The sequence below is a fragment of the Shewanella abyssi genome (assembly GCF_023284025.1).
Classification (GTDB): Bacteria; Pseudomonadota; Gammaproteobacteria; order Enterobacterales; family Shewanellaceae; genus Shewanella; species Shewanella abyssi.
Genome location: NZ_JAKIKR010000024.1, coordinates 1 through 18,897, shown reverse-complemented (window position 1 = coordinate 18,897; position 18,897 = coordinate 1). Strand labels below are relative to the sequence as shown.

At 45.4% G+C, this 18,897-nt stretch carries 19 protein-coding genes, 1 rRNA gene and 1 pseudogene; 15 read left to right on the top strand and 6 right to left on the bottom strand.

The features are described 5' to 3' along the window. Position 1 precedes the first annotated feature (1 nt). From gspF to L2755_RS11750, 9 genes and pseudogenes are all read left to right on the top strand, one after another. Positions 2-1,225, top strand: a complete 1,224-nt coding sequence (gspF, locus tag L2755_RS11790; RefSeq protein WP_248980895.1) for a type II secretion system inner membrane protein GspF — start codon at positions 2-4, stop codon at positions 1,223-1,225. A 70-nt stretch (positions 1,226-1,295) separates the two neighbouring features. Further along, a complete protein-coding gene (gspG, locus tag L2755_RS11785; protein ID WP_248980894.1) occupies positions 1,296-1,730 on the top strand; it encodes a type II secretion system major pseudopilin GspG in 435 nt (144 codons plus the stop codon). Position 1,731: 1 nt separating this feature from the next. Further along, entirely contained in the window at positions 1,732-2,325 is a 594-nt protein-coding gene (gspH, locus tag L2755_RS11780) for a type II secretion system minor pseudopilin GspH (protein ID WP_428847796.1), read from the top strand. Between the two features lie 44 nt (positions 2,326-2,369). Next, a complete protein-coding gene (gene gspI / locus L2755_RS11775; protein WP_248980892.1) occupies positions 2,370-2,741 on the top strand; it encodes a type II secretion system minor pseudopilin GspI in 372 nt (123 codons plus the stop codon). Continuing rightward, a pseudogene (gspJ, locus tag L2755_RS11770) lies at positions 2,722-3,351 on the top strand (type II secretion system minor pseudopilin GspJ); the annotation flags it as partial. The gene gspI and the pseudogene gspJ, both read left to right, overlap by 20 nt. Positions 3,352-3,366: 15 nt before the next feature. Further along, positions 3,367-4,347 carry a type II secretion system minor pseudopilin GspK gene (gspK, locus tag L2755_RS11765; protein ID WP_248980891.1) on the top strand — a complete coding sequence of 327 codons (981 nt, stop codon included), beginning with the start codon at positions 3,367-3,369 and terminating at the stop codon, positions 4,345-4,347. Between the two features lie 44 nt (positions 4,348-4,391). Then, the gene (gspL, locus tag L2755_RS11760) at positions 4,392-5,582 is read left to right on the top strand and encodes a type II secretion system protein GspL (RefSeq protein ID WP_248980890.1); all 1,191 of its coding nucleotides are present in this window, start codon (positions 4,392-4,394) and stop codon (positions 5,580-5,582) included. A 1-nt stretch (position 5,583) separates the two neighbouring features. Next, positions 5,584-6,060, top strand: a complete 477-nt coding sequence (locus tag L2755_RS11755) for a type II secretion system protein M (protein WP_248980889.1) — start codon at positions 5,584-5,586, stop codon at positions 6,058-6,060. Between the two features lie 9 nt (positions 6,061-6,069). Next, positions 6,070-6,828: a type II secretion system protein N gene (locus L2755_RS11750; protein WP_248980888.1), complete on the top strand. Its 759-nt coding sequence runs from the start codon at positions 6,070-6,072 to the stop codon at positions 6,826-6,828. 62 nt (positions 6,829-6,890) lie between these two features. Here the strand turns inward: L2755_RS11750 and yrfG are convergent, their stop codons facing one another. Continuing rightward, positions 6,891-7,565 (bottom strand): GMP/IMP nucleotidase, encoded by a 675-nt coding sequence (gene yrfG / locus L2755_RS11745; protein WP_248980887.1) that lies wholly within the window; start codon positions 7,563-7,565, stop codon positions 6,891-6,893. 98 nt (positions 7,566-7,663) lie between these two features. On the opposite strand from yrfG, the gene nudE reads away from it, so the two are divergent. The 3 genes from nudE to L2755_RS11730 all read left to right on the top strand — a co-directional run bounded on the left by nudE (position 7,664) and on the right by L2755_RS11730 (position 10,842). Next, positions 7,664-8,218, top strand: coding sequence for an ADP compounds hydrolase NudE (gene nudE, locus L2755_RS11740; protein WP_248980886.1), 555 nt, complete (start codon positions 7,664-7,666; stop codon positions 8,216-8,218). Positions 8,219-8,259: 41 nt separating this feature from the next. Then, positions 8,260-9,075: a 3'(2'),5'-bisphosphate nucleotidase CysQ gene (gene cysQ / locus L2755_RS11735; RefSeq protein ID WP_248980885.1), complete on the top strand. Its 816-nt coding sequence runs from the start codon at positions 8,260-8,262 to the stop codon at positions 9,073-9,075. Positions 9,076-9,180: 105 nt separating this feature from the next. Next, positions 9,181-10,842: an MFS transporter gene (locus L2755_RS11730; RefSeq protein WP_248980884.1), complete on the top strand. Its 1,662-nt coding sequence runs from the start codon at positions 9,181-9,183 to the stop codon at positions 10,840-10,842. A 67-nt stretch (positions 10,843-10,909) separates the two neighbouring features. On the opposite strand, the gene mnmH is transcribed toward L2755_RS11730, so the two are convergent. The 3 genes from mnmH to L2755_RS11715 all read right to left on the bottom strand — a co-directional run bounded on the left by mnmH (position 10,910) and on the right by L2755_RS11715 (position 14,301). Next, on the bottom strand, positions 10,910-12,007 hold the full coding sequence (gene mnmH, locus L2755_RS11725) for a tRNA 2-selenouridine(34) synthase MnmH (RefSeq protein ID WP_248980883.1): 1,098 nt from the start codon (positions 12,005-12,007) through the stop codon (positions 10,910-10,912). After that, the gene (gene selD, locus L2755_RS11720) at positions 12,007-13,044 is read right to left on the bottom strand and encodes a selenide, water dikinase SelD (protein WP_248980882.1); all 1,038 of its coding nucleotides are present in this window, start codon (positions 13,042-13,044) and stop codon (positions 12,007-12,009) included. Before selD ends, mnmH begins: the two co-directional genes overlap by 1 nt. A gap of 150 nt (positions 13,045-13,194) precedes the next feature. Beyond that, on the bottom strand, positions 13,195-14,301 hold the full coding sequence (locus tag L2755_RS11715) for an acyl-CoA desaturase (RefSeq protein WP_248980881.1): 1,107 nt from the start codon (positions 14,299-14,301) through the stop codon (positions 13,195-13,197). 140 nt (positions 14,302-14,441) lie between these two features. Between L2755_RS11715 and fabR the strand changes: the two genes are divergently transcribed. Beyond that, on the top strand, positions 14,442-15,056 hold the full coding sequence (gene fabR / locus L2755_RS11710; RefSeq protein WP_248980941.1) for an HTH-type transcriptional repressor FabR: 615 nt from the start codon (positions 14,442-14,444) through the stop codon (positions 15,054-15,056). A gap of 58 nt (positions 15,057-15,114) precedes the next feature. Here the strand turns inward: fabR and trmA are convergent, their stop codons facing one another. Then, positions 15,115-16,212 carry a tRNA (uridine(54)-C5)-methyltransferase TrmA gene (trmA, locus tag L2755_RS11705; RefSeq protein ID WP_248980880.1) on the bottom strand — a complete coding sequence of 366 codons (1,098 nt, stop codon included), beginning with the start codon at positions 16,210-16,212 and terminating at the stop codon, positions 15,115-15,117. A 186-nt stretch (positions 16,213-16,398) separates the two neighbouring features. On the opposite strand from trmA, the gene murI reads away from it, so the two are divergent. Beyond that, positions 16,399-17,202 carry a glutamate racemase gene (murI, locus tag L2755_RS11700; RefSeq protein ID WP_248980879.1) on the top strand — a complete coding sequence of 268 codons (804 nt, stop codon included), beginning with the start codon at positions 16,399-16,401 and terminating at the stop codon, positions 17,200-17,202. Between the two features lies 1 nt (position 17,203). Here murI and L2755_RS11695 read toward each other — a convergent pair whose 3' ends face one another. Beyond that, a complete protein-coding gene (locus tag L2755_RS11695) occupies positions 17,204-17,662 on the bottom strand; it encodes an RNA recognition motif domain-containing protein (RefSeq protein ID WP_248980878.1) in 459 nt (152 codons plus the stop codon). A 763-nt stretch (positions 17,663-18,425) separates the two neighbouring features. Here L2755_RS11695 and L2755_RS11690 point away from each other — a divergent pair. Continuing rightward, positions 18,426-18,897 (top strand): 16S ribosomal RNA (locus L2755_RS11690); the annotation flags it as partial.

Sequence of the window (18,897 nt, the reverse complement as noted above, 5' to 3'; positions counted from 1 at the left end):
GATGCCAGCATATGAATATAAAGCATTAGATAAGGCCGGCAAGCAACAAAAAGGCGTTGTTGAAGCAGACACCGCAAGGCATGCCCGAGGCCAACTAAGAGAGTTACGTTTAATGCCACTGGAAATAACGCCAGTGGTAGAAAAAGAGAGTAAGGCTAAATCCGCTGGCGCAAGCTTTTTTAAGCGCGGCATATCGGTGTCTGAACTGGCATTGCTTACGCGTCAAATTGCCACCTTGGTTGCCGCGGGGTTACCGATAGAAGAGGCGCTTAAAGCCGTTGGCCAACAATGTGAAAAAGATCGTCTAGCCAGTATGATTATGGCGGTTCGTTCACGCGTTGTTGAGGGTTATAGCTTAGCCGACTCCATGGCGGAGTTCCCGCATATTTTTGACGAACTCTATCGCGCTATGGTGGCTTCAGGTGAAAAGTCGGGTCACTTAGAAGTGGTCTTGAACCGTCTCGCAGACTATACCGAACGTCGTCAACAGCTGAAAAGCAAAATGACCCAAGCGATGATCTATCCGATCGTACTGACCTGTGTCGCTGTTGGTGTGATTGCCATTTTGCTGGCAGCGGTAGTGCCAGAAGTTGTTGGTCAGTTTGAGCATATGGGCCAAGAGCTACCGTGGACCACTGAGTTACTCATTAGCGCGTCAGATTTTATCCGAGATTACGGCTTGCTGGTTATTGGGTTGCTTATCGGACTGTTTGTGTTATTGAAGCGCTTACTCGTGGTGCCCGCCAATAGAATGAAATACGATACGCTATTGTTGCGCTTGCCCGTGGTCAGCAAAGTCAGTAAAAGTTTAAACACGGCTCGTTTTGCGCGTACCTTGAGTATTTTAGCCGCGAGTTCGGTGCCATTGCTTGAGGCCATGCGTATTGCGAGTGATGTATTGATTAATGTAAGAGTCAAAGCCGCCGTCGAAGATGCCACTCTGCGGGTGCGTGAGGGTACCAGTTTGGGAACGGCATTAGCTAATACCAAACTTTTCCCGCCAATGATGCTCTATATGATTGCCTCGGGTGAAAAAAGTGGCCAACTTGAACAGATGTTGGAGCGGGCCGCAGATAACCAAGATCGTGAGTTTGAGTCAAATGTTACCATTGCTCTTGGTGTCTTTGAGCCTATGTTGGTTGTTAGCATGGCGGCGGTAGTTCTCTTTATTGTGTTAGCGATTCTTCAGCCGATTTTAGCGCTGAATAATCTGATCGGTGGTTAATTAATCGTTTCGATGTTGGCATTGCCATATTGTGAGATATTTAAGTCATTCAGTTAAAGGAAGTTTTTTAATGCAAACTCGTAATAAACAAAAAGGTTTTACGCTTTTAGAAGTGATGGTGGTTATCGTTATTCTAGGTATTTTAGCCTCAATGGTTGTGCCTAACTTGATGGGTAACAAAGATAAAGCCGATCAACAAAAAGCGGTTTCAGACATTATCGCGCTGGAAAATGCGCTAGATATGTATCGATTAGATAACAGTATCTATCCATCGACAGAGCAAGGTCTAGAAGCATTAGTGCAAAAGCCAAATATGTCGCCAGAGCCACGCAACTACCGTGAAGATGGCTATGTTAAGCGTTTACCACAAGATCCATGGCGCAATGACTACCTGCTTCTAAGCCCAGGTGAAAATGGCAAGTTAGATATCTTCAGTGTAGGACCTGATGGTCAGGCTGGCACAGAAGATGATATTGGTAACTGGAATCTGCAGAACTTCCAATAAGATGACATCGCCACGCGTTGCTCAAGCACGTCAAGCAGGCTTCACCTTAATGGAGGTGTTGCTCGTGGTGTTACTGATGGGGTTAGCAGCGTCGGCTGTGACCTTAAGTATGGGCGGCGCTAGCCAACAGAAAGGGCTCGAACGTCTGGCGGTGCAATTTATGATGTCAGCAGAGATGGTGCTAGATGAAACGGTACTCAGTGGCCAATTCATCGGCATAGTGGTCGAAAAGGACAGTTATGAATATGTCTATTACGACGAAGAGGGTAAATGGAAACGTTTAGAGCAAGACCGGCTTTTATCTGCAAGGCAGATGGAACCTGGTATTGAGTTGCACCTTGTGCTGGATGGTTTACCGCTAGTACAAGACGACGAAGAGGATGACAGCTGGTTTGATGAACCTCTGATTGAGAAGTCAGCTGACGATAAAAAGAAATATCCGGAGCCGCAAATCTTGCTGTTCCCAAGTGGCGAAATGAGTGCCTTTGAGCTGTCATTTGTGACTAAAAATGAAATGGATAAAGAGATCGAAGTGGTTGTGGTCGGTGATGTGTTGGGGAGATTAAAATTGGATCATGAAGATGATGAACTCTAGCTATTCACGGCAATTTACAACAGCTAGCAATAGCATGAGTGCTTATGTTTAATAAGCAGCGCGGTATGACCTTGCTTGAAGTCATCGTCGCTTTAGCGGTCTTTTCTATTGCCGCGGTATCGATTACCAAGAGTTTAGGCGAGCAGATGGCCAATATGCCGATATTGGAAGAGCGCACTATGGCACAGTGGGTCGCGCATAACCAAATGGTTGAAGCTCGTTTAGAGTCAACATTCCCCGATATTGGTCGTAAAGATGGTCAAGAGCAGTTAGCGGGCAAAGATTGGTACTGGCGCAAACAGGTTGTTAAGACCACCGATGATAATTTTAGAATGATACGGATAACCATCAGCGACGATGAACGTTTTGCTCGTGTCATTGCTGAGGTGAGCAGTTATGTCCTCAAGTCAGACTAGATCTAACCGTGGCTTTACGCTGCTAGAGATGCTGATCGCTATCTCAATTTTTGCCATGTTAGGGCTTGCCGCCAATACGGTATTGCACACAGTGCTGCAAAACGACGTTGTGACTCGCGAGTTCGCGGGCAAATTAAAAGCGATGCAACAAGGCTTTGGCATTATTGAGCGCGATCTAAATCAGATGGTGGCTCGCACGACAAGGCTGCTGGAAGGGGGGCGTGCTACCACGGTATTTCAGACCGGTGACAACATGCTCGACTCAGAATCTGAGTCATTAGTCTTTTTCCGATTGGGCTGGCTCAACCCTGATGGAATGTTGCCTCGTGGCAGCTTGCAGTCAGTTGCTTATGTGGTGATAGAGGGGCAACTGCAGCGTTGGTATTACCCCTATCCTGAGCCTGAAATAGGCGCTGAACCGATTAAAACCGTAATAATGGAAAAGGTTATCTCTGTTGAGTACGCCTTTTTCACTAACGATAAGTGGGAACGCAAAACAGATGCGACTAATCTGCCCAAGGCAATTGCCATGGAAATAGAATTTGAAGACCTAGGCAAGGTGCAGCGTAAGTTTTTATTGCCGGTAGGTGCGCCTGCTGGCGGTAGTAGCTAATGGTGATTAATTATGCCGACTAAACAAAGTGGCGTTGCACTCATTGTGGTGTTATTGATCGTGGCGATAGTGGCTATTATTGCCACCAATATCACTTCAAGAAATCAGTTGTCAGTTAGGCGTACGATAAACCTAGCGCAATACGATCAAGCCTTTTGGTACGCCATATCCGCCGAAGAGATAGCCAAGAAAGTACTGAAACAAGATTTAGACGACTCAGATACTGTGCATATGCAGCAGTACTGGGCGCAAGCCGATGTGATTTTCCCCGCAGAAAAGGGTGAGATCGCCGGTAAAATTAGTGATATGCAGTCATGTTTTAACCTAAATGCGTTGTCACAAATGACCAAGAAAGTAGAAAATGGTCAACCCAAAATGCCTTTGCCTGCGGTGCAATTTAAAGGCTTGTTAGTGGCATTGGGTATGGATGATTTTGCCGCTGAGCGCTTAGCGCAGACCTTAAAAGATTATATCGATGAGGATATGACTGCTGGGCCATACGGTGCTGAAGATGCCGAGTATGAGTCGCGTAATGTTCCTTATCGCGCAGCCAACACCTTGATGAGTCATAAAAGCGAGCTGCGTGCTGTGATGGGCTTTACCCAAGATATCTATCTGAAAATAGCACCCTATGTTTGTGCTGTACCGGGTAATAACACCCAGGTGCTAAATGTTAATACTGTGCCTGTCGAACATGCAGCGTTAATTGCGGGCATGCTTGATAATAAAATTTCGGTGGGTGAAGCCGAAAGCATCATTAACCAACGCCCAGGTGACGGTTTTGAGACACCAGATGAGTTTTGGGAAAACTCCTCTATCAGCAGTTTAGCCAGTGATATACAGCTTAAGTCAAGCTTTGGCGTGACCAGTAGTTATTTTTTACTGGAAGCGGGGGCCAAAGTTGATAGCGCGGTATTTAGGCTCGAAAGCGTACTCAAAGTCGATGGCAAAAATTTAGAAGTGTTATCCCGGCAGTTTGGCGGACAAAAATAACAACAGTCCTTTAATGAGTTAAAGAGACTCGTGGAGACAGATCAGTGAGTGAAAGACTATTCATCCGTTTAGGGCAATCATTTGAGCAACCATGTTCGTGGCTCATTTGGTCTGAACAGGAGCAAGAAATTATAGGTTCTGGCGAACTCAGTGATGCCAGGGCGCTATCGACGCTTACTGAAAGAGCGGGTAACCGTGCGGTTGACGTTTTAGTCCCAGCATCTAGCGTGACATTGACCGCGGTGGAACTACCGGAAAAGGGGCAGCGTCAAGCGATTAAAGCGCTGCCGTTTATGCTGGAAGAAAATTTGGCGCAAGATGTTGATGAACTGCATTTTGTTGTCGGTCCACGTCAAGGCGATACACTCAGTATTGCGGTTGTCGCCCATGAGCAGATGCAAAATTGGATTGAATGGCTAGGAGAGGCGGGCCTTAAAGTTAAATGTATCGTGCCTGATTGTTTAGCACTGCCACTGGCAGAATGTGACTGGGCAGCGATTACCTTTGGCCAAGATATTTTGCTGCGTACCGGTGAGGGAAGCGGTACTAGTCTTAACAAAGACTGGTTAGATGTGGTTTTGCCGCAATTGTTAGCGGATAACACTGGCACAACAACAGTTGCAGGTTATACCGAATTGGCGTTGACAGGAGCCGAGGTTAAAGCGCAGCCGCTCGACTTGCCTATGTTGGTATTAGCTCGGGGCATACTCAATGCGCCAATGAACCTTCTGTCTGGTGTTTATCAGCCTAAGCGCGAATATGGTAAACATTTGAGCCTATGGCGTAATGCCGCCATTGTGTTTGCAGTTGTGGTGGTGTTGGCGCTAGTGAACAAAGGCCTCAATATTCACCAGATGAATGCCAAAGCAGATGCGGTAAAGGCCCAGAGCGAACAGATCTATAAGCAGGTTATTCCGGGCAGTTCTCGCGTGGTTAATTTGCGGGCTCAAATGGAAAGCTATGTGCGTAAGATGCAGGGCAGCGGCAGCGGTAGTGAATTTTTTGCGATGCTGGAAGGAACAAAAGCAGCATTTGCTCAAGTCACGGATTTAAAACCAACTTCACTGCGCTTTGACAGCGGTCGTAGCGAGATCCGTATGCAGGTTAAAGCTAAGAGTTACGATCAAATTGAAAAATTTAAAGAGATTATCTCTCGCTCATACAAGCTCGACGGTGGCGCAATGAATAGCGGTGAATCAGAAGTCACTAGCACCTTGACCATAAGGAGCAAATAAGATGGATAACATCAAAGTATGGTGGGCTGGACTGGTTCTGCGTGAAAAGCAGATGGTCAGCGCGTGTGGTGTAGTGTTATTGATCGGCATTTTGTATTGGGGTATTTGGACCCCAATTGCTAACGCTGAAATTGAGGCACAGCGTAATCTTGAAGGGCAACTTAGTACCCTAAATTATGTAAAGCAAACCGCTAACCGTATCGAAGGCTTGAAACAGACAGGTCAAGCTAGTGCTTTTAAAGGCAGCTTAAGTGCCGCGGTTAACCAGACTGCAGGCAGTTTTGGTTTGACCATTACTCGGATGCAGCCCCAAGGGAATAAAATCCAAGTATGGATGGATGAAGTACGGTTCGATACCTTGCTTAGCTACCTAAATGAGCTGGTTCAAAATCAGGGTTTGTCTTTAGAGAGCCTCGATTTGGCTGAGTCTGATACACCCGGTTTTGTCAATGTTCGCCGAATTCAGTTATCCAAGTAGGATGTTGTTGTGAAATTAGTAAAAAAAATAGCGCTAGGTTTTTTCATCTATTTGGTGTTCCTAGTGATTTTGTTTCCAGCGAGTATGGCCGTTAAGTTGGCACCCATCCCTGCAAACATTGTTATCAGTGGGGTGTCGGGTACTGTTTGGTCCGGTAGCATTGATATGCTTAGCGTGAAAAAGCGTCAAGTTGAACTGGTACGTTGGGATTTAAGTATCGCGTCATTATTAACCGGAACGATTAAGGCCGACATCAGTATCGGTACTCGCAGCAGTGCCGTTAACGGCAAAGGTGTCGTGGCTTATTCGTTTGGTGGGCTTGATGTCAGTGGTTTACGTTTTGAAGCGCCAAGTGATTTTTTACTAGGCAATACGCGTTTACCGTTTAAGACTAAGATCAATGGCGATGTGAGTGCGTTAGTTGACACTTTTTCTCAAGGATTACCTTGGTGCGAGCAGCTTGTCGGTAAGCTGTTTTTAAATAGGGTGCAAGTGACCAACCAGTTTGGTAACTACCCACTCGGTGACATCGCTTTGGGTTTAAGTTGTATCGATGGTAATGTGCAGTTAGCCACAGATGAAAAGCTTAATGGGTTGGGGTTAGATGGCACCATCGTATTAGCCGACAATAAGATGATGCAGGTAAATGCCAAGATACGTGAAGTGAATACTCAGCCGGATGATTTGAAAAAAGCACTGGGGTTTTTGGGTAAGAAAGATAGCCAAGGCTATTATCCAATAACTTATCAAGGCCGACTACCTATCTAACCAGCATTGTTAATGATCAAAAAAGGCACTTTTAAGTGCCTTTTTTAGATCTGTAGTCTGCGCTAAATACTATTGCTGGCGAGTAAATCATCTAACAGATGGTGGTAGTCCGCGATGGCCGGAAAGTCGGCGAATTGTTTGTTGGGCTTGTTACTATCTGGGTTAGCAACACCCAATTGATAACCCACACCGGCCAGCTTGGCGGCCGCTAGAATCGCTTCATTGTCATCGATGAATAAGCAGCGACTTGGATCTAGATTGAAACGGCTAAAAAGTTGCTGCCAGAACAACGGATGCTCTTTGGGGTAACCCGTTTCATGGCTAGAGATCATCTCATCGAGCCCAAGTGCTAAGTCAGTATGTTCTAGTTTTAGCGCTAAGCCCTTAGGGTGAGCGTTGGTGACCAAAATACGGTTTTTACCTGCTTGTTTTAACCCATACAGAAACGGTAAGCTGTCTTGGCGCAGTTGGATCCTATCTACGAGTGTTTTATGTAGGGTCATAATATCTAACCCCATCTTCTGCTCCCAGTAGTCTAAGCAGTACCAGTCGAGGGTGCCCTCTACGTTTTGGTAATTTTTCTCAACCCATTCCATTGCGCTTTTCTCAGAGATATTGCGTTGTTCACTGAGTGCTTTGGGGATCAAGTTGAGCCAAAAATGGTTATCGAAATGAAGGTCGAGCAGGGTGCCATCCATATCGAGTAGAACGGTATCAATTTCGCGCCATGGGAACATAGTTTGCTGATCCTAAAAATTCAGGTTGTAGATTAGGGATAGAATAGTAATATTGTAACTGATCTCGCTAATTTATCTGCATCAACACTGGGATGTGTATGACTCAAAAGAACGTTAAACCAGAAATATTGCACGCTGAAGTCGTTGCCAAGAGCCGACTATTTCAAATAGAACGAGTGCATTTAAGGTTTTCTAATCAGGTCGAGCGTCAGTATGAGCGGATGAAAGGCAATAACCGTGGTGCGGTCATGGTGGTGCCAGTGCTGGATCAAAAGCAACTGCTGTTAGGTCGAGAGTATGCGGCGGGAACGCACAGTTACGAGCTTGGTTTTCCTAAAGGACTTATCGATCCGGGTGAAACCGCAGCAGAGGCTGCCAACCGTGAGTTACAGGAGGAGATTGGCTTTGGATCAAAAAAACTGACTCATTTAATGGAGTTAAGCTTAGCGCCTGGATATTTTGCCAGTAAAATGCAGATATTTCTGGCTGAAGATCTTTATCAAAGTGAGCTAGAAGGGGATGAACCTGAGCCGATAGAGTTGGTCAAATGGCCACTTGAGCAGTGGTTGAGTTTATTACAAGAGCAGGATTTTTCTGAGTCACGTAGTGTAAGTGCTTTATTTTTGGCGCAAAAGCATCTACAACTAAAGTAGTTCAACAAACATATCCAAGTAGTAAGGCTGTTGGAGTCGTTATGAAGCCAGAGAGTTACATCGATCAAGTCATTGAAATCGCCACTATGGCGGGTAAGAACATCCGTGATATTTACCAGCAAGGTGATTATGAACGCGAGATAAAGTCAGATAACACCCCTGTCACCTCGGCTGATATTGCAGCGCATAATATTATTACCAAGGCGTTGAATGAGCTCACCCCCGATATTCCCGTATTATCGGAGGAGGATGCTGATATCCCTTTTGCAGAGCGTTGCGGCTGGCAACGATATTGGCTAGTTGATCCACTCGATGGTACCGGTGAATTTATAGCGGGCAGTGGTGACTTCTCGGTCATCATCGCACTGGTCGAGCACAACCGTCCTATCGTAGGGGTTGTGTACGTGCCGATGACCGAAGTGTGTTATTACGCCATTGCAGGGCTAGGTGCTTATAAGCGGGTCAAAGGTAATGATCTACGCATCAGTAGTCGTCAGATCAGCAAAGATGATAATAGCCCGTTGCGATTGGCGGTAAGTCGACGCCAAGATCCTCAATCGGTGATTAAGTTGTTTAACCAAAATAAGCACTGTGAACTGGTGGTACTCGGCGGGGCTGCATTGAAGAGTTGCTTGGTGGCTGAAGGTCGCGCCGATAGTTATGTGCGTATTGGCCCCACAGGGGAGTGGGATACAGGTGCTGCGCAGATTATTGTGGAGGAGGCGGGCGGACAGATTATGGATCTTGAGCTGCAACCCCTTAGCTATAATGAGCGTGAAAGTTTAGAGAATCCAAATTTCATTGTTGTGGGTTCGCCAAATTTAGCCTGGGACGAGATCCTCACTGCTGAGAGCTAAGTCTTCAGCAGCCTAAAGCCATCACAGTGTGATGGCTTTTTTATTGGCTCATTATGTCATTATCATTTAACTGTAAATATCGTAAGTCTTTTCAAAAGGAAAATTATGTTATTTAGCCGCCGCTTCTTGCCCTACTTCATCACTCAGTGCTTAGGGGCACTAAATGACAATGTATTTAAAAATGTGCTGTTATTGATGGTGAGTTACTCGCAAATAGAGGCGCTACCGATAGATGTACATCTATTTGTAAACCTCGCAGCGGGTTTGTTTATTCTGCCATTTTTACTCTTTTCCGCTCATGCGGGTCAAATTGCCGATAGTGTCGATAAAGCAATACTTATTCGTCGCCTCAAAGCTGTCGAATTTTTGATTATGTCGGTGGCAGTGTTCGCCATACTCTCCCATAGTTATCTTATTATGTTGCTTTTGCTGTTTCTAATGGGAACGCAGTCGGCATACTTTGGTCCCGTTAAGTACTCGTTATTGCCGCGAGTCCTCAAAGAAAGTGAACTAGTGTCGGGTAATGCTTGGGTAGAAATGGGCACGTTTTTAGCTATTTTAAGCGGCACGTTGTCAGCGGGGCTGATTGTCGCCAGTGACCATGCCACTTATTGGGCGGCTGGCAGTGTCTTAATATTGGCGCTACTTGGTATGCTTGCCAGCTGGATGATCCCTCATGTGCCAACCCTCAATCGCGTAAAGCCCAAGTTTTCGATTATCTCGGCTACGGTTGCTAGTATTCGCAAGGCTAAAAAAAATAAAGATATCTGGTTAGCCATCTTGGCTATTAGCTGGTTTTGGTTTGTGGGGGCAACCTACTTAACCCAGATCCCAAACTTTACCCGAATCACGCTTAATGCAGATCCAACCGTGGTGTCTTTGTTACTGCTACTGTTTTCTGTCGGCATAGGTATTGGCTCTTTCGTTTGTGAGCGCTTGTCATTTAAGCAGGTCGAATTAGGTGTCGCCCCCATTGGCATTATTATGCTTGGCTACTTTGGTATTGATCTGTATAGCGCATTACCCGTGGTCTTAGTGTCAGATCCGGTCTTTGATATCAGCGCCTTTATCGCCGAGGCTAGCCATTATCGACTGATGTTTGATCTATTCATGATAGGCGTTGGCGGTGGTCTGTTTATCGTGCCGTTATATACCTTTATTCAAGCTCGCGCTGACGAAACAGAGTGCGCGCAAGCTATTGCCAGTAACAACATCATCAATGCACTCTTTATGGTGGCATCAGCCATTTTTGCGATGCTAGTCTTAAATGCATTGCAGTGGAATATAGAGCAACTGTTTTTACTACTTTCTTGGGGTAACGTGTTGGTGCTTTTGCTGTTTTTGGTTTTTTGGCCTGAGCTTGTGATCAGCGTGATGAGTTATGTTGTGCGTCGAATGCTGAATAGGGTGACAGTGTTTAATAAGGCTCAGTTTACCCCGTTACTGCAGGATAAAAGCATTCCGCTCATTGTTGAATCAGTCTTGCTCAATTGGCGAACCTTGTTGATTATTCACGGAATGTTTAATCGTTCAGTGTATTTCGTGACCGACCCGCAAAAAGCTGCACAAACGGGTTTGCTGGGGTACATTATTAATCAGCGATTGTGGGAAGGTGCTGTATGGTCAGGAGCTGCACCAGTATTGGTCTGCATCCCAGGCGCCCAAGCTCGGCCATCCATAGAAAACGCCAAAACAATTAACTGCAGTATCGAATATAAGCCAGGCAGTAGGCTAAGAGGAGAAATAGAGGTGGGCTTTTCGGTATGAACAGTTGCTATGAACAATCGGTTACCTGCAAGCTTTGCCTGATAACCGATTGCTGCTGTTTTAATGGTTAGATTGCATCTAGCCATTGGTGAACTTCAGCGTGGTTGCCTTTAAATAGAATACGCTGCGCTTTTTTATCAATCTGATATTGATACATAGGGTCGTAATACTTGTTTAGCAGCAATTCAATCCATTCAAGATGTGCTGTGGTGTCGCCACGGCTTTGCTGAATGTTAAGTGCGTTAGTAATGATGGCTTGGAATTCGTCATGCTGCTTTCCACCAAGACGCTTCTTAATGCCTGTGATACTTAACGCCAGGTATTCTGCGAATGCATTAAATCCCGCTTCTTCACCTAAACGCTCAATATAGCCGTCATGCATCTTATGCACATACTCATTAAGTAAACGCGTCAACCTGGCTTCTAGCGGCTCATCTAACACTACAATGTTAGCTGCTTGCATCCCATGATAGAAAGGCTTTGGCAGTGCGGAGCGGCCAATAAGAAAACTTTCATCCTCAAGTAGCAGATGTTTGGCATCGCTATCTTGGTGTTTTAGCAGTGCCACCCCAAGCGCATTCTCAAAGTTAATCTGCGTTGGTTGAGGTTCATGATAACGGCCAAAGCTTGAACCACGATGGTGAGCAATACCCTCAAGATCGACCGCATCATTGCGTTGTAATAAAAAGTCAGTCTTGCCGCTGCCGGTGATCCCGCTTAGGATCAACATTGGCTTTTGGCTTGGTGCATTATCGATGGTTTCAATCAAAAACTGACGCATCGCTTTATAACCCCCTTCAATATAGGGGACGTCGATGCCAGCCTCTTTTAACCATTGCTGGGTTAATTGAGAACGTAGGCCACCGCGAAAGCAGTACAAGTAAGCCTTAGGGTTTTCGGTAAAAAAGCTCAGCCAAGCATCAAGCCTTTGCTGTTTAACCGCTCCGGTTACTAGCGAGTGGCCAAGTGCGATGGCTGCTTCTTGGCCTTTAGCTTTATAACAGGTGCCAACTTGTTTGCGCTCTTCATCTTCCATTAACGGATGATTAGTGCTGGCAGGAAACGCGCCTTTATCAAATTCAACAGGTGCTCGCGCATCCATTATGGGATGATCACTGACGAGTATTCGTCGGTATTCAGTTGCGCTGACAACGTTGCGTGACATTAGATAAGCTCCACAGTCGTAGCTGTTTTTTCGACAAACTGGCCGATGCAGATAGGTTCTACGCCGTTATCGGCAAGCAATTTTTGTAACGCAGCGTCGCCGTCAGCTGAAACTGAAATCAGTAAGCCGCCACTTGTCTGAGGATCGCAAATAATCGCTTTCTGTTCGTCAGTCAACGGAGGTAGGTGCTCAGCATAACTGTCGAAATTTCTGTGCGTTCCTCCAGGAATGCAGCCCATTGCTAAATAGTGTAGTGCATTCGGTAAAAGCGGTAGCAAGCTGATATCAATTTTGGCACCAAGATCTGCACCGTGACACATTTCCAGAAGATGTCCGGCTAATCCAAACCCTGTTACGTCAGTCAATGCGTTGACCTGAGGGATCTTGGCGATATCAGGGCCCAAAATGTTGAGTTGGCACATAGCATCAGCAGCGGTATTAAGGTCAGCGTCAGCAAGCTTTTTCTGCTTTTGCGCTGTGGTTAAAATACCGACGCCGAGAGGTTTGGTGAGATAAAGTTTGTCTCCGACTTTAGCGGTATTGTTCTTTTTGAGCTCTTCAAGCGGTATTTGTCCGGTGACGGCCAAGCCAAAAATAGGCTCAGGCGAATCGATACTGTGGCCACCTGCCAGCATAATGCCGGCATCTGCACAGGCTTGTCTGCCACCATCCACGACTTGTTGAGCGACTTCAGCGGGTAATTTATTGACCGGCCAACCCAGGATAGCTATGGCCATCATCGGTGTTCCGCCCATGGCATAGATGTCGCTGATGGCATTGGTCGCAGCGATGCGTCCAAAGGTGAATGGATCATCCACAATCGGCATAAAGAAATCAGTGGTACTGATAATGCCAGTGGTTTCGTTCAATTTATAAACGGCGGCATCATCACGGGTCTGGTTACCGACAAGCAGCTTAGGGTCGTCAAATACTGGCAATTGAGTCGCGAGTATTGTGCCAAGCACTTTCGGAGAAATTTTACAGCCGCAACCCGCGCCGTGGCTATACTCGGTAAGTTTGATTTGTTGATCTGACATGAGCTTGAAACGCCCTAAAAGAAGCTAATTAGCCGATCATCATAGACCCATCACCCTATGACTTCAATGAAGCAATAAAGCTTAAGCCTAATCTTGCTGATAACTTAGAGGTACAGATAAAAAAAGCCACTCGATTGAGTGGCTCTAATGTTAGCCGAAGCTAGCGGTAAGACTGTGCCAACTCTTCTGTTGTTGTTTGAAGCGAAGTTTGAGGGCTTTGACTTCCGCCATAAGGTCTCTATTAGCCAGTTGTTTACGCTTGGCTTCGAGCAAGGCCTTTTTAGCAGCGTAATATTCAGCTAAATGGGCTTTCAATGTTTCATATTCAGCTTGCAGCTTTTCGACTATTTCGTCGCTATTCGGTAGATTAGCGACCTTATTTTGAGTGCGCTTTAACTGCATCTGTAAGCGAGCACTTTCAATACGTTCTTGTGGCACAATGCGTCGACTATGGGTCAGGCCAGCTAATGCTAGACCGTCAATTAACCACTTGGTTGGATCGTACTGCCACCAGAGAATACCGTTACGGTAGTCATTCTCAAAAATATGATGGTAGTTATGGTAACCCTCGCCGTAGGTCAGTAGGGCGATAAAACCGTTATCACGCGCAGTATTTTTATCGGTATATGGCTGTGAACCCCAAATGTGGGCAAGCGAGTTGATAAAGAAAGTGCAGTGATGCACCACCACTAAGCGCAGCAGACCCGCGAGGAGTAGCATGCCGAGGATGTCGCCATTTAACCAACCAAGCAAAATTGGCAAGCCAAAATTCATGATGATCAGTAACGGTAGGTAGTATTTATGCTGCCACATCACAATTTTGTCATTCTGTAGATCGCGCACATTTTTGTAGTCATGGTAACGCTGAGATTGATATTCACGCAGCATCCAGCCGATATGACTATACCAAAATCCCATTTTGGCAGAATAGGGGTCTTTATCATTGTTATCGACATGCTTGTGGTGAACTCGATGATCTGATGACCAATGTAGTGCACTGTTTTGTAGCGCTAATGCGCCACCAAGAGCATAGAGGAAGCGTACCGAAGCATGAGCTTTGTAAGTACGGTGAGACCAGAGTCTATGGTAGCCGCCAGTGATCGACAAGCCGCTAGCAAAAGCCAGTACTACAAAAGCAACCCACTCTATGGCGTCAAAGCCAGAGGCGATACCATACCAAGGAACGAATATTACCGCGCTGGCGAATGTGATGCTAAATAGACTCACATTCATCCAAATAAGAGGAGGTTTTTTCATTATTGTATATAATCTCTAGTTGAGCGTACAGCTGTACGCTAATTTAACTTGGATAACAACTGGGGTCAAGTTTGTTGATGCTGCGTTTTATCTGAAAAAGCGGTATTATTCGAAGCATAATTTTTATGAGTAGGTTCAACATGGGCATAAGAGCACAACAGAAAGAGAAGACTCGACGCGCACTTGTCGATGCAGCGTTTAATCAGTTGAGTGCTGAACGTAGCTTTTCTAGCCTGAGCTTGCGCGAAGTGGCGCGTGAAGCCAAAATTGCTCCGACCTCATTTTATCGTCATTTTAAAGATATGAATGAGCTGGGCTTAACCATGGTCGATGAAGGTGGACTTACTTTACGACAAATGATGCGTAAAGGCCGTCAACGTGCTGAGGCGGGTGGCAGTGTCATCCGTATTTCGGTCGAGACCTTTATGGAAGTGATGGAATCGAATCCAAACGTGTTTCGAATTCTATTGCATGAACGCTCTGGCACTTCAGCGCCATTTAGAGCCGCGGTAGCGAGAGAGATAGAGCACTTTATCTCTGAATTAGCGCACTACACCGAAGCTACAGCCAATAGAGCGCCTGACTTGGCGCATGCGCAAGCCGAAGCATTGGTTACCTTGGTGTTTAATGCCGGCGCTGCAGCACTGGATATGAAACGCACAGATCGTAAAGTGTTGGCAGACCGATTGGTCATTCAGTTGCATATGATTGCTAAAGGTGCAGATGCTCTACAGAGTAAAAGAGAGCATAAGTAACCAGTCTAGTAACAAAAACGGCATCCATTTGGATGCCGTTTTTGTTTAATGACAGGATTTATTTTCTTTCTAGAAAAACACCAGACTCCATATGGTCGGTATACGGGAACTGATCAAATAACGCGAATCGAGTGATTTTATGGGTTTTAGTTAACTCTTTTAGATTCTCTAACAGTGTATTTGGATTACATGAGATATAAACAATACGCTCGTAACCCTGTACTAATTTAACCGTATTGTCATCCAGTCCTGCGCGAGGTGGGTCAACGAAAATGGTATTACAGTTATAACCGTCAAGATCGATACCCGCTAAGCGTCGATAGCTACGTTTTTTAGCCATCGCATCAGTAAAGTCTTCCGCTGACATACGAATAATCTGTAAATTTTCAACGTTGTTCATTTTGATATTGTATTGCGCTGACTCAACTGATGGCTTAGCCAGTTCGGTTGCTAATACTCGCTCAAAGTTTTGTGCCAGTGCGATAGAGAAGTTGCCATTACCGCAATAAAGCTCAAGCAGATCGCCGCTACTGTTCTTAGTTGCATCAATCGCCCATTCAAGCATCTTGACTGACACTTTGCCGTTGGGCTGGGTAAAGCTATTTTCAATTTGATGATATTGTAACTGCTCGCCAGCAACGGTAAGGGATTCGATGACAAAGTCTTTATCAAAGACCAGTTTTTGCTTACGAGCTCGACCAATTAAGTTAACCTTAAACTGACTGCTTAGTGTTTGCTTTAAGATTTTAGCTTGTTCTTCCCATTCGCTATCGAGTTGCTTGTGATAAAGCAGTGATACTAAAATTTCGCCACTGAGTGTCGACAGGAAATCAATTTGGAATAAGCGATGACGCAAGATAGTGTTAGGCTTTAATAGCTCAACCAAAACAGGCATCATTTTGTTGATAAGCTCACTGGCTGGTAGGAACTGATCGCAACGCACTTTACTATTGAGCTCTTTATCGAACATGTAATAGTAGAGGTCTTCACCTTCGTGCCACATTCTAAACTCAGCACGCATACGATAATGGGCAGGTTCAGAACCAAACGATTCAAGTTCTGGAGTATCAAAATCGGTAAATAGCTGCTTTAGTTTGACGCGCTTTGCTTCGAGTTGCACATCATAGGTTGAAGGATCCATTGCTGCTAAATTCATATTTTGATCACCGTGAGCATTAAATTAGGGGCGGAATATTATACTAGATAGCAGGGATGTCCAGTTTCCCGCTTCCGATTTAGCCACGCTTGTGGGAAAATTCTAATCCAATATAGCCAATTCTGCCGAGAGTTACCCTAACTTGGCGGTGATATGAACGCATTTACATAATCGTGGAGAACACATTTGTCTGGACCTATTCTTATTTTTGACTCTGGAATCGGTGGATTATCTATTCTGGATGAGATCAGAAAAGTGATTCCTGACCATGACTGCTGCTACTTATTTGATAATGCACGTTTACCCTATGGTGAGTTAGAAGAGTCACAACTTATTGCTGGCTGTGTCTCGCTTATCTGCGAACAAGCAAAACAGATTAATGCGGCTATCGTCGTGGTGGCATGTAATTCTGCCAGTACCTTAGTGCTGCCTATACTAAGAAAGCGATTATCAATCCCAATCGTTGGCGTCGTCCCTGCGATCAAACCCGCAGCCAAAATATCGAAACTGCGGCATATAGGGTTACTCGCAACACCGGGTACGATTAAACGTCCTTATACTAAGGAGCTGATTGATGCATTTGCTGAGGAGTGCAGAGTTGATCTATTTGGCTCGTCTGAACTTGTTATGATGGCAGAAGCCAAATTAGCAGGCACAGCAGTAGATCTTACAAAGCTCGCTCTACTGCTTAGCCCTATCCGAGAATCAGCACTTGATACGTTAGTTTTAGGCTGCACTCATTTCCCAATACTGGCAGCGGAAATTAGGCAAGTGCTTGGACATAGCATTACTTTGCTAGATTCGGGTAAAGCGGTAGCAGATCGGGTCGCGTATTTACTGATAGATGCTGCGGTGAAATCAGATGGTAAAAAACGTGTGGATTATAGCGCGGTGCATACTACAGACGACATTGCGGTAGGACTGAGAGAAAAGTTAGTTGAAGAGGGGTTCACCAAAGTAGAACCACACTCCTCAACACACCTTAGCTAGGCTATTCCTGGCTTTCTGCTTTATCTGAATCTTGAGACTTAGCTTCACGAACCTTAAGGGTTCTTTCTTGAAAATCGTATTCGTTTAATTTGGACATGGCTTTCTTTGCACCAGCTTCAGACATCTCGATAAACCCGAAGCCTTTACGGCGACCTGTTTTACGATCTCGCACTAAGCGTACAGAGTTGACCGGACCATACTCACCGAATAAAGCTTTCACTTCACCTTCATGAACACGGTATGGCAGGTTACCTACATATAAAGTCATAGTAGGGCCAGTGTAAGGTTCGTTGCTGGTAGCTGCAGACGTTCCTGATTTAGATTGGATAGAAAAGATAACGCTTGCGATGATAGCGCCAGTAAAGAAAGCAATGGCAGCGTTTAGATCTGGAGCGATCTGAAAAATAGCTAATGCACCAATAATGGCAACGGCTAAAACGATAAAGAATGACTTCTGCATATATATAGTCTCTGAAGTGTAAATGAATGAATCTATAACTTACTGTTAATAACTTGCTTATGGTAATGAATTATTAACCAATACACTAGTGTGTTGCTGAAAAAATGAACTTTATCTACATTCTTCCCCTTTATAGACGCAATTATCATCATAAAAAGCACGATTAATGCACACAAATGACCGTCTTGGTGAAAAGATCGGCAAGCGATCCTTTTCTTTTAAAAAAGCCCTTGCGCTTGCTCAGAAATTCCCTATAATTCGCACCCACTGACACGGCACAGCAGGCCAACTAACTTACCGCAAGGTTAGATAGTACGGGACTTGCAGCGGTGTTAGAGAGTTAAATTTCTCACGAGATTTGACTCAGGTGACAAGCGCTTTAAGGGCTTCGGGTTTTGCTTCTTTTCACGAGAGTGATTAAGAAATCATCGCTTGAAAAACTTATTAAAATAAGCCCTTGACGCCGACACTGGAGAGTGTAGAATACGCCTCCTCAAGCCAACGACCTAGCGTCTTCGGCGAAGTATGAAAGATGACTTCACGCTCTTTAACAATATGACAAGCAAATCTGTGTGGGCACTCACAGGTGTTGAGTTATTCGAAATTGCCTTCTGTTCTTCGGAATGTCGGCAATCAAAAATATTAACTCAATGAACCACTGAGTGACCATAGCAATATGTAAACTTCGAATATCTTCGGGTATTTGAAAAACAGTATAATTCATTGAGCCGCTTTGCTCTTAACGGAGTAAGGCAAAAAACTTTAATTGAAGAGTTTGATCATGGCTCAGATTGAACGCTGGCGGCAGGCCTAACACATGCAAGTCGAGCGGAAACAGGAAAGTAGCTTGCTACTTTTGCTGTCGAGCGGCGGACGGGTGAGTAATACCTAGGTATCTGCCCAGTCGTGGGGGATAACAGTTGGAAACGACTGCTAATACCGCATACGCCCTACGGGGGAAAGGAGGGGACCTTCGGGCCTTCCGCGATTGGATGAACCTAGGCGGGATTAGCTAGTTGGTGAGGTAATGGCTCACCAAGGCGACGATCCCTAGCTGGTCTGAGAGGATGATCAGCCACACTGGAACTGAGACACGGTCCAGACTCCTACGGGAGGCAGCAGTGGGGAATATTGCACAATGGGCGAAAGCCTGATGCAGCCATGCCGCGTGTATGAAGAAGGCCTTCGGGTTGTAAAGTACTTTCAGCGAGGAGGAAAGTTCAAGTGTTAATAGC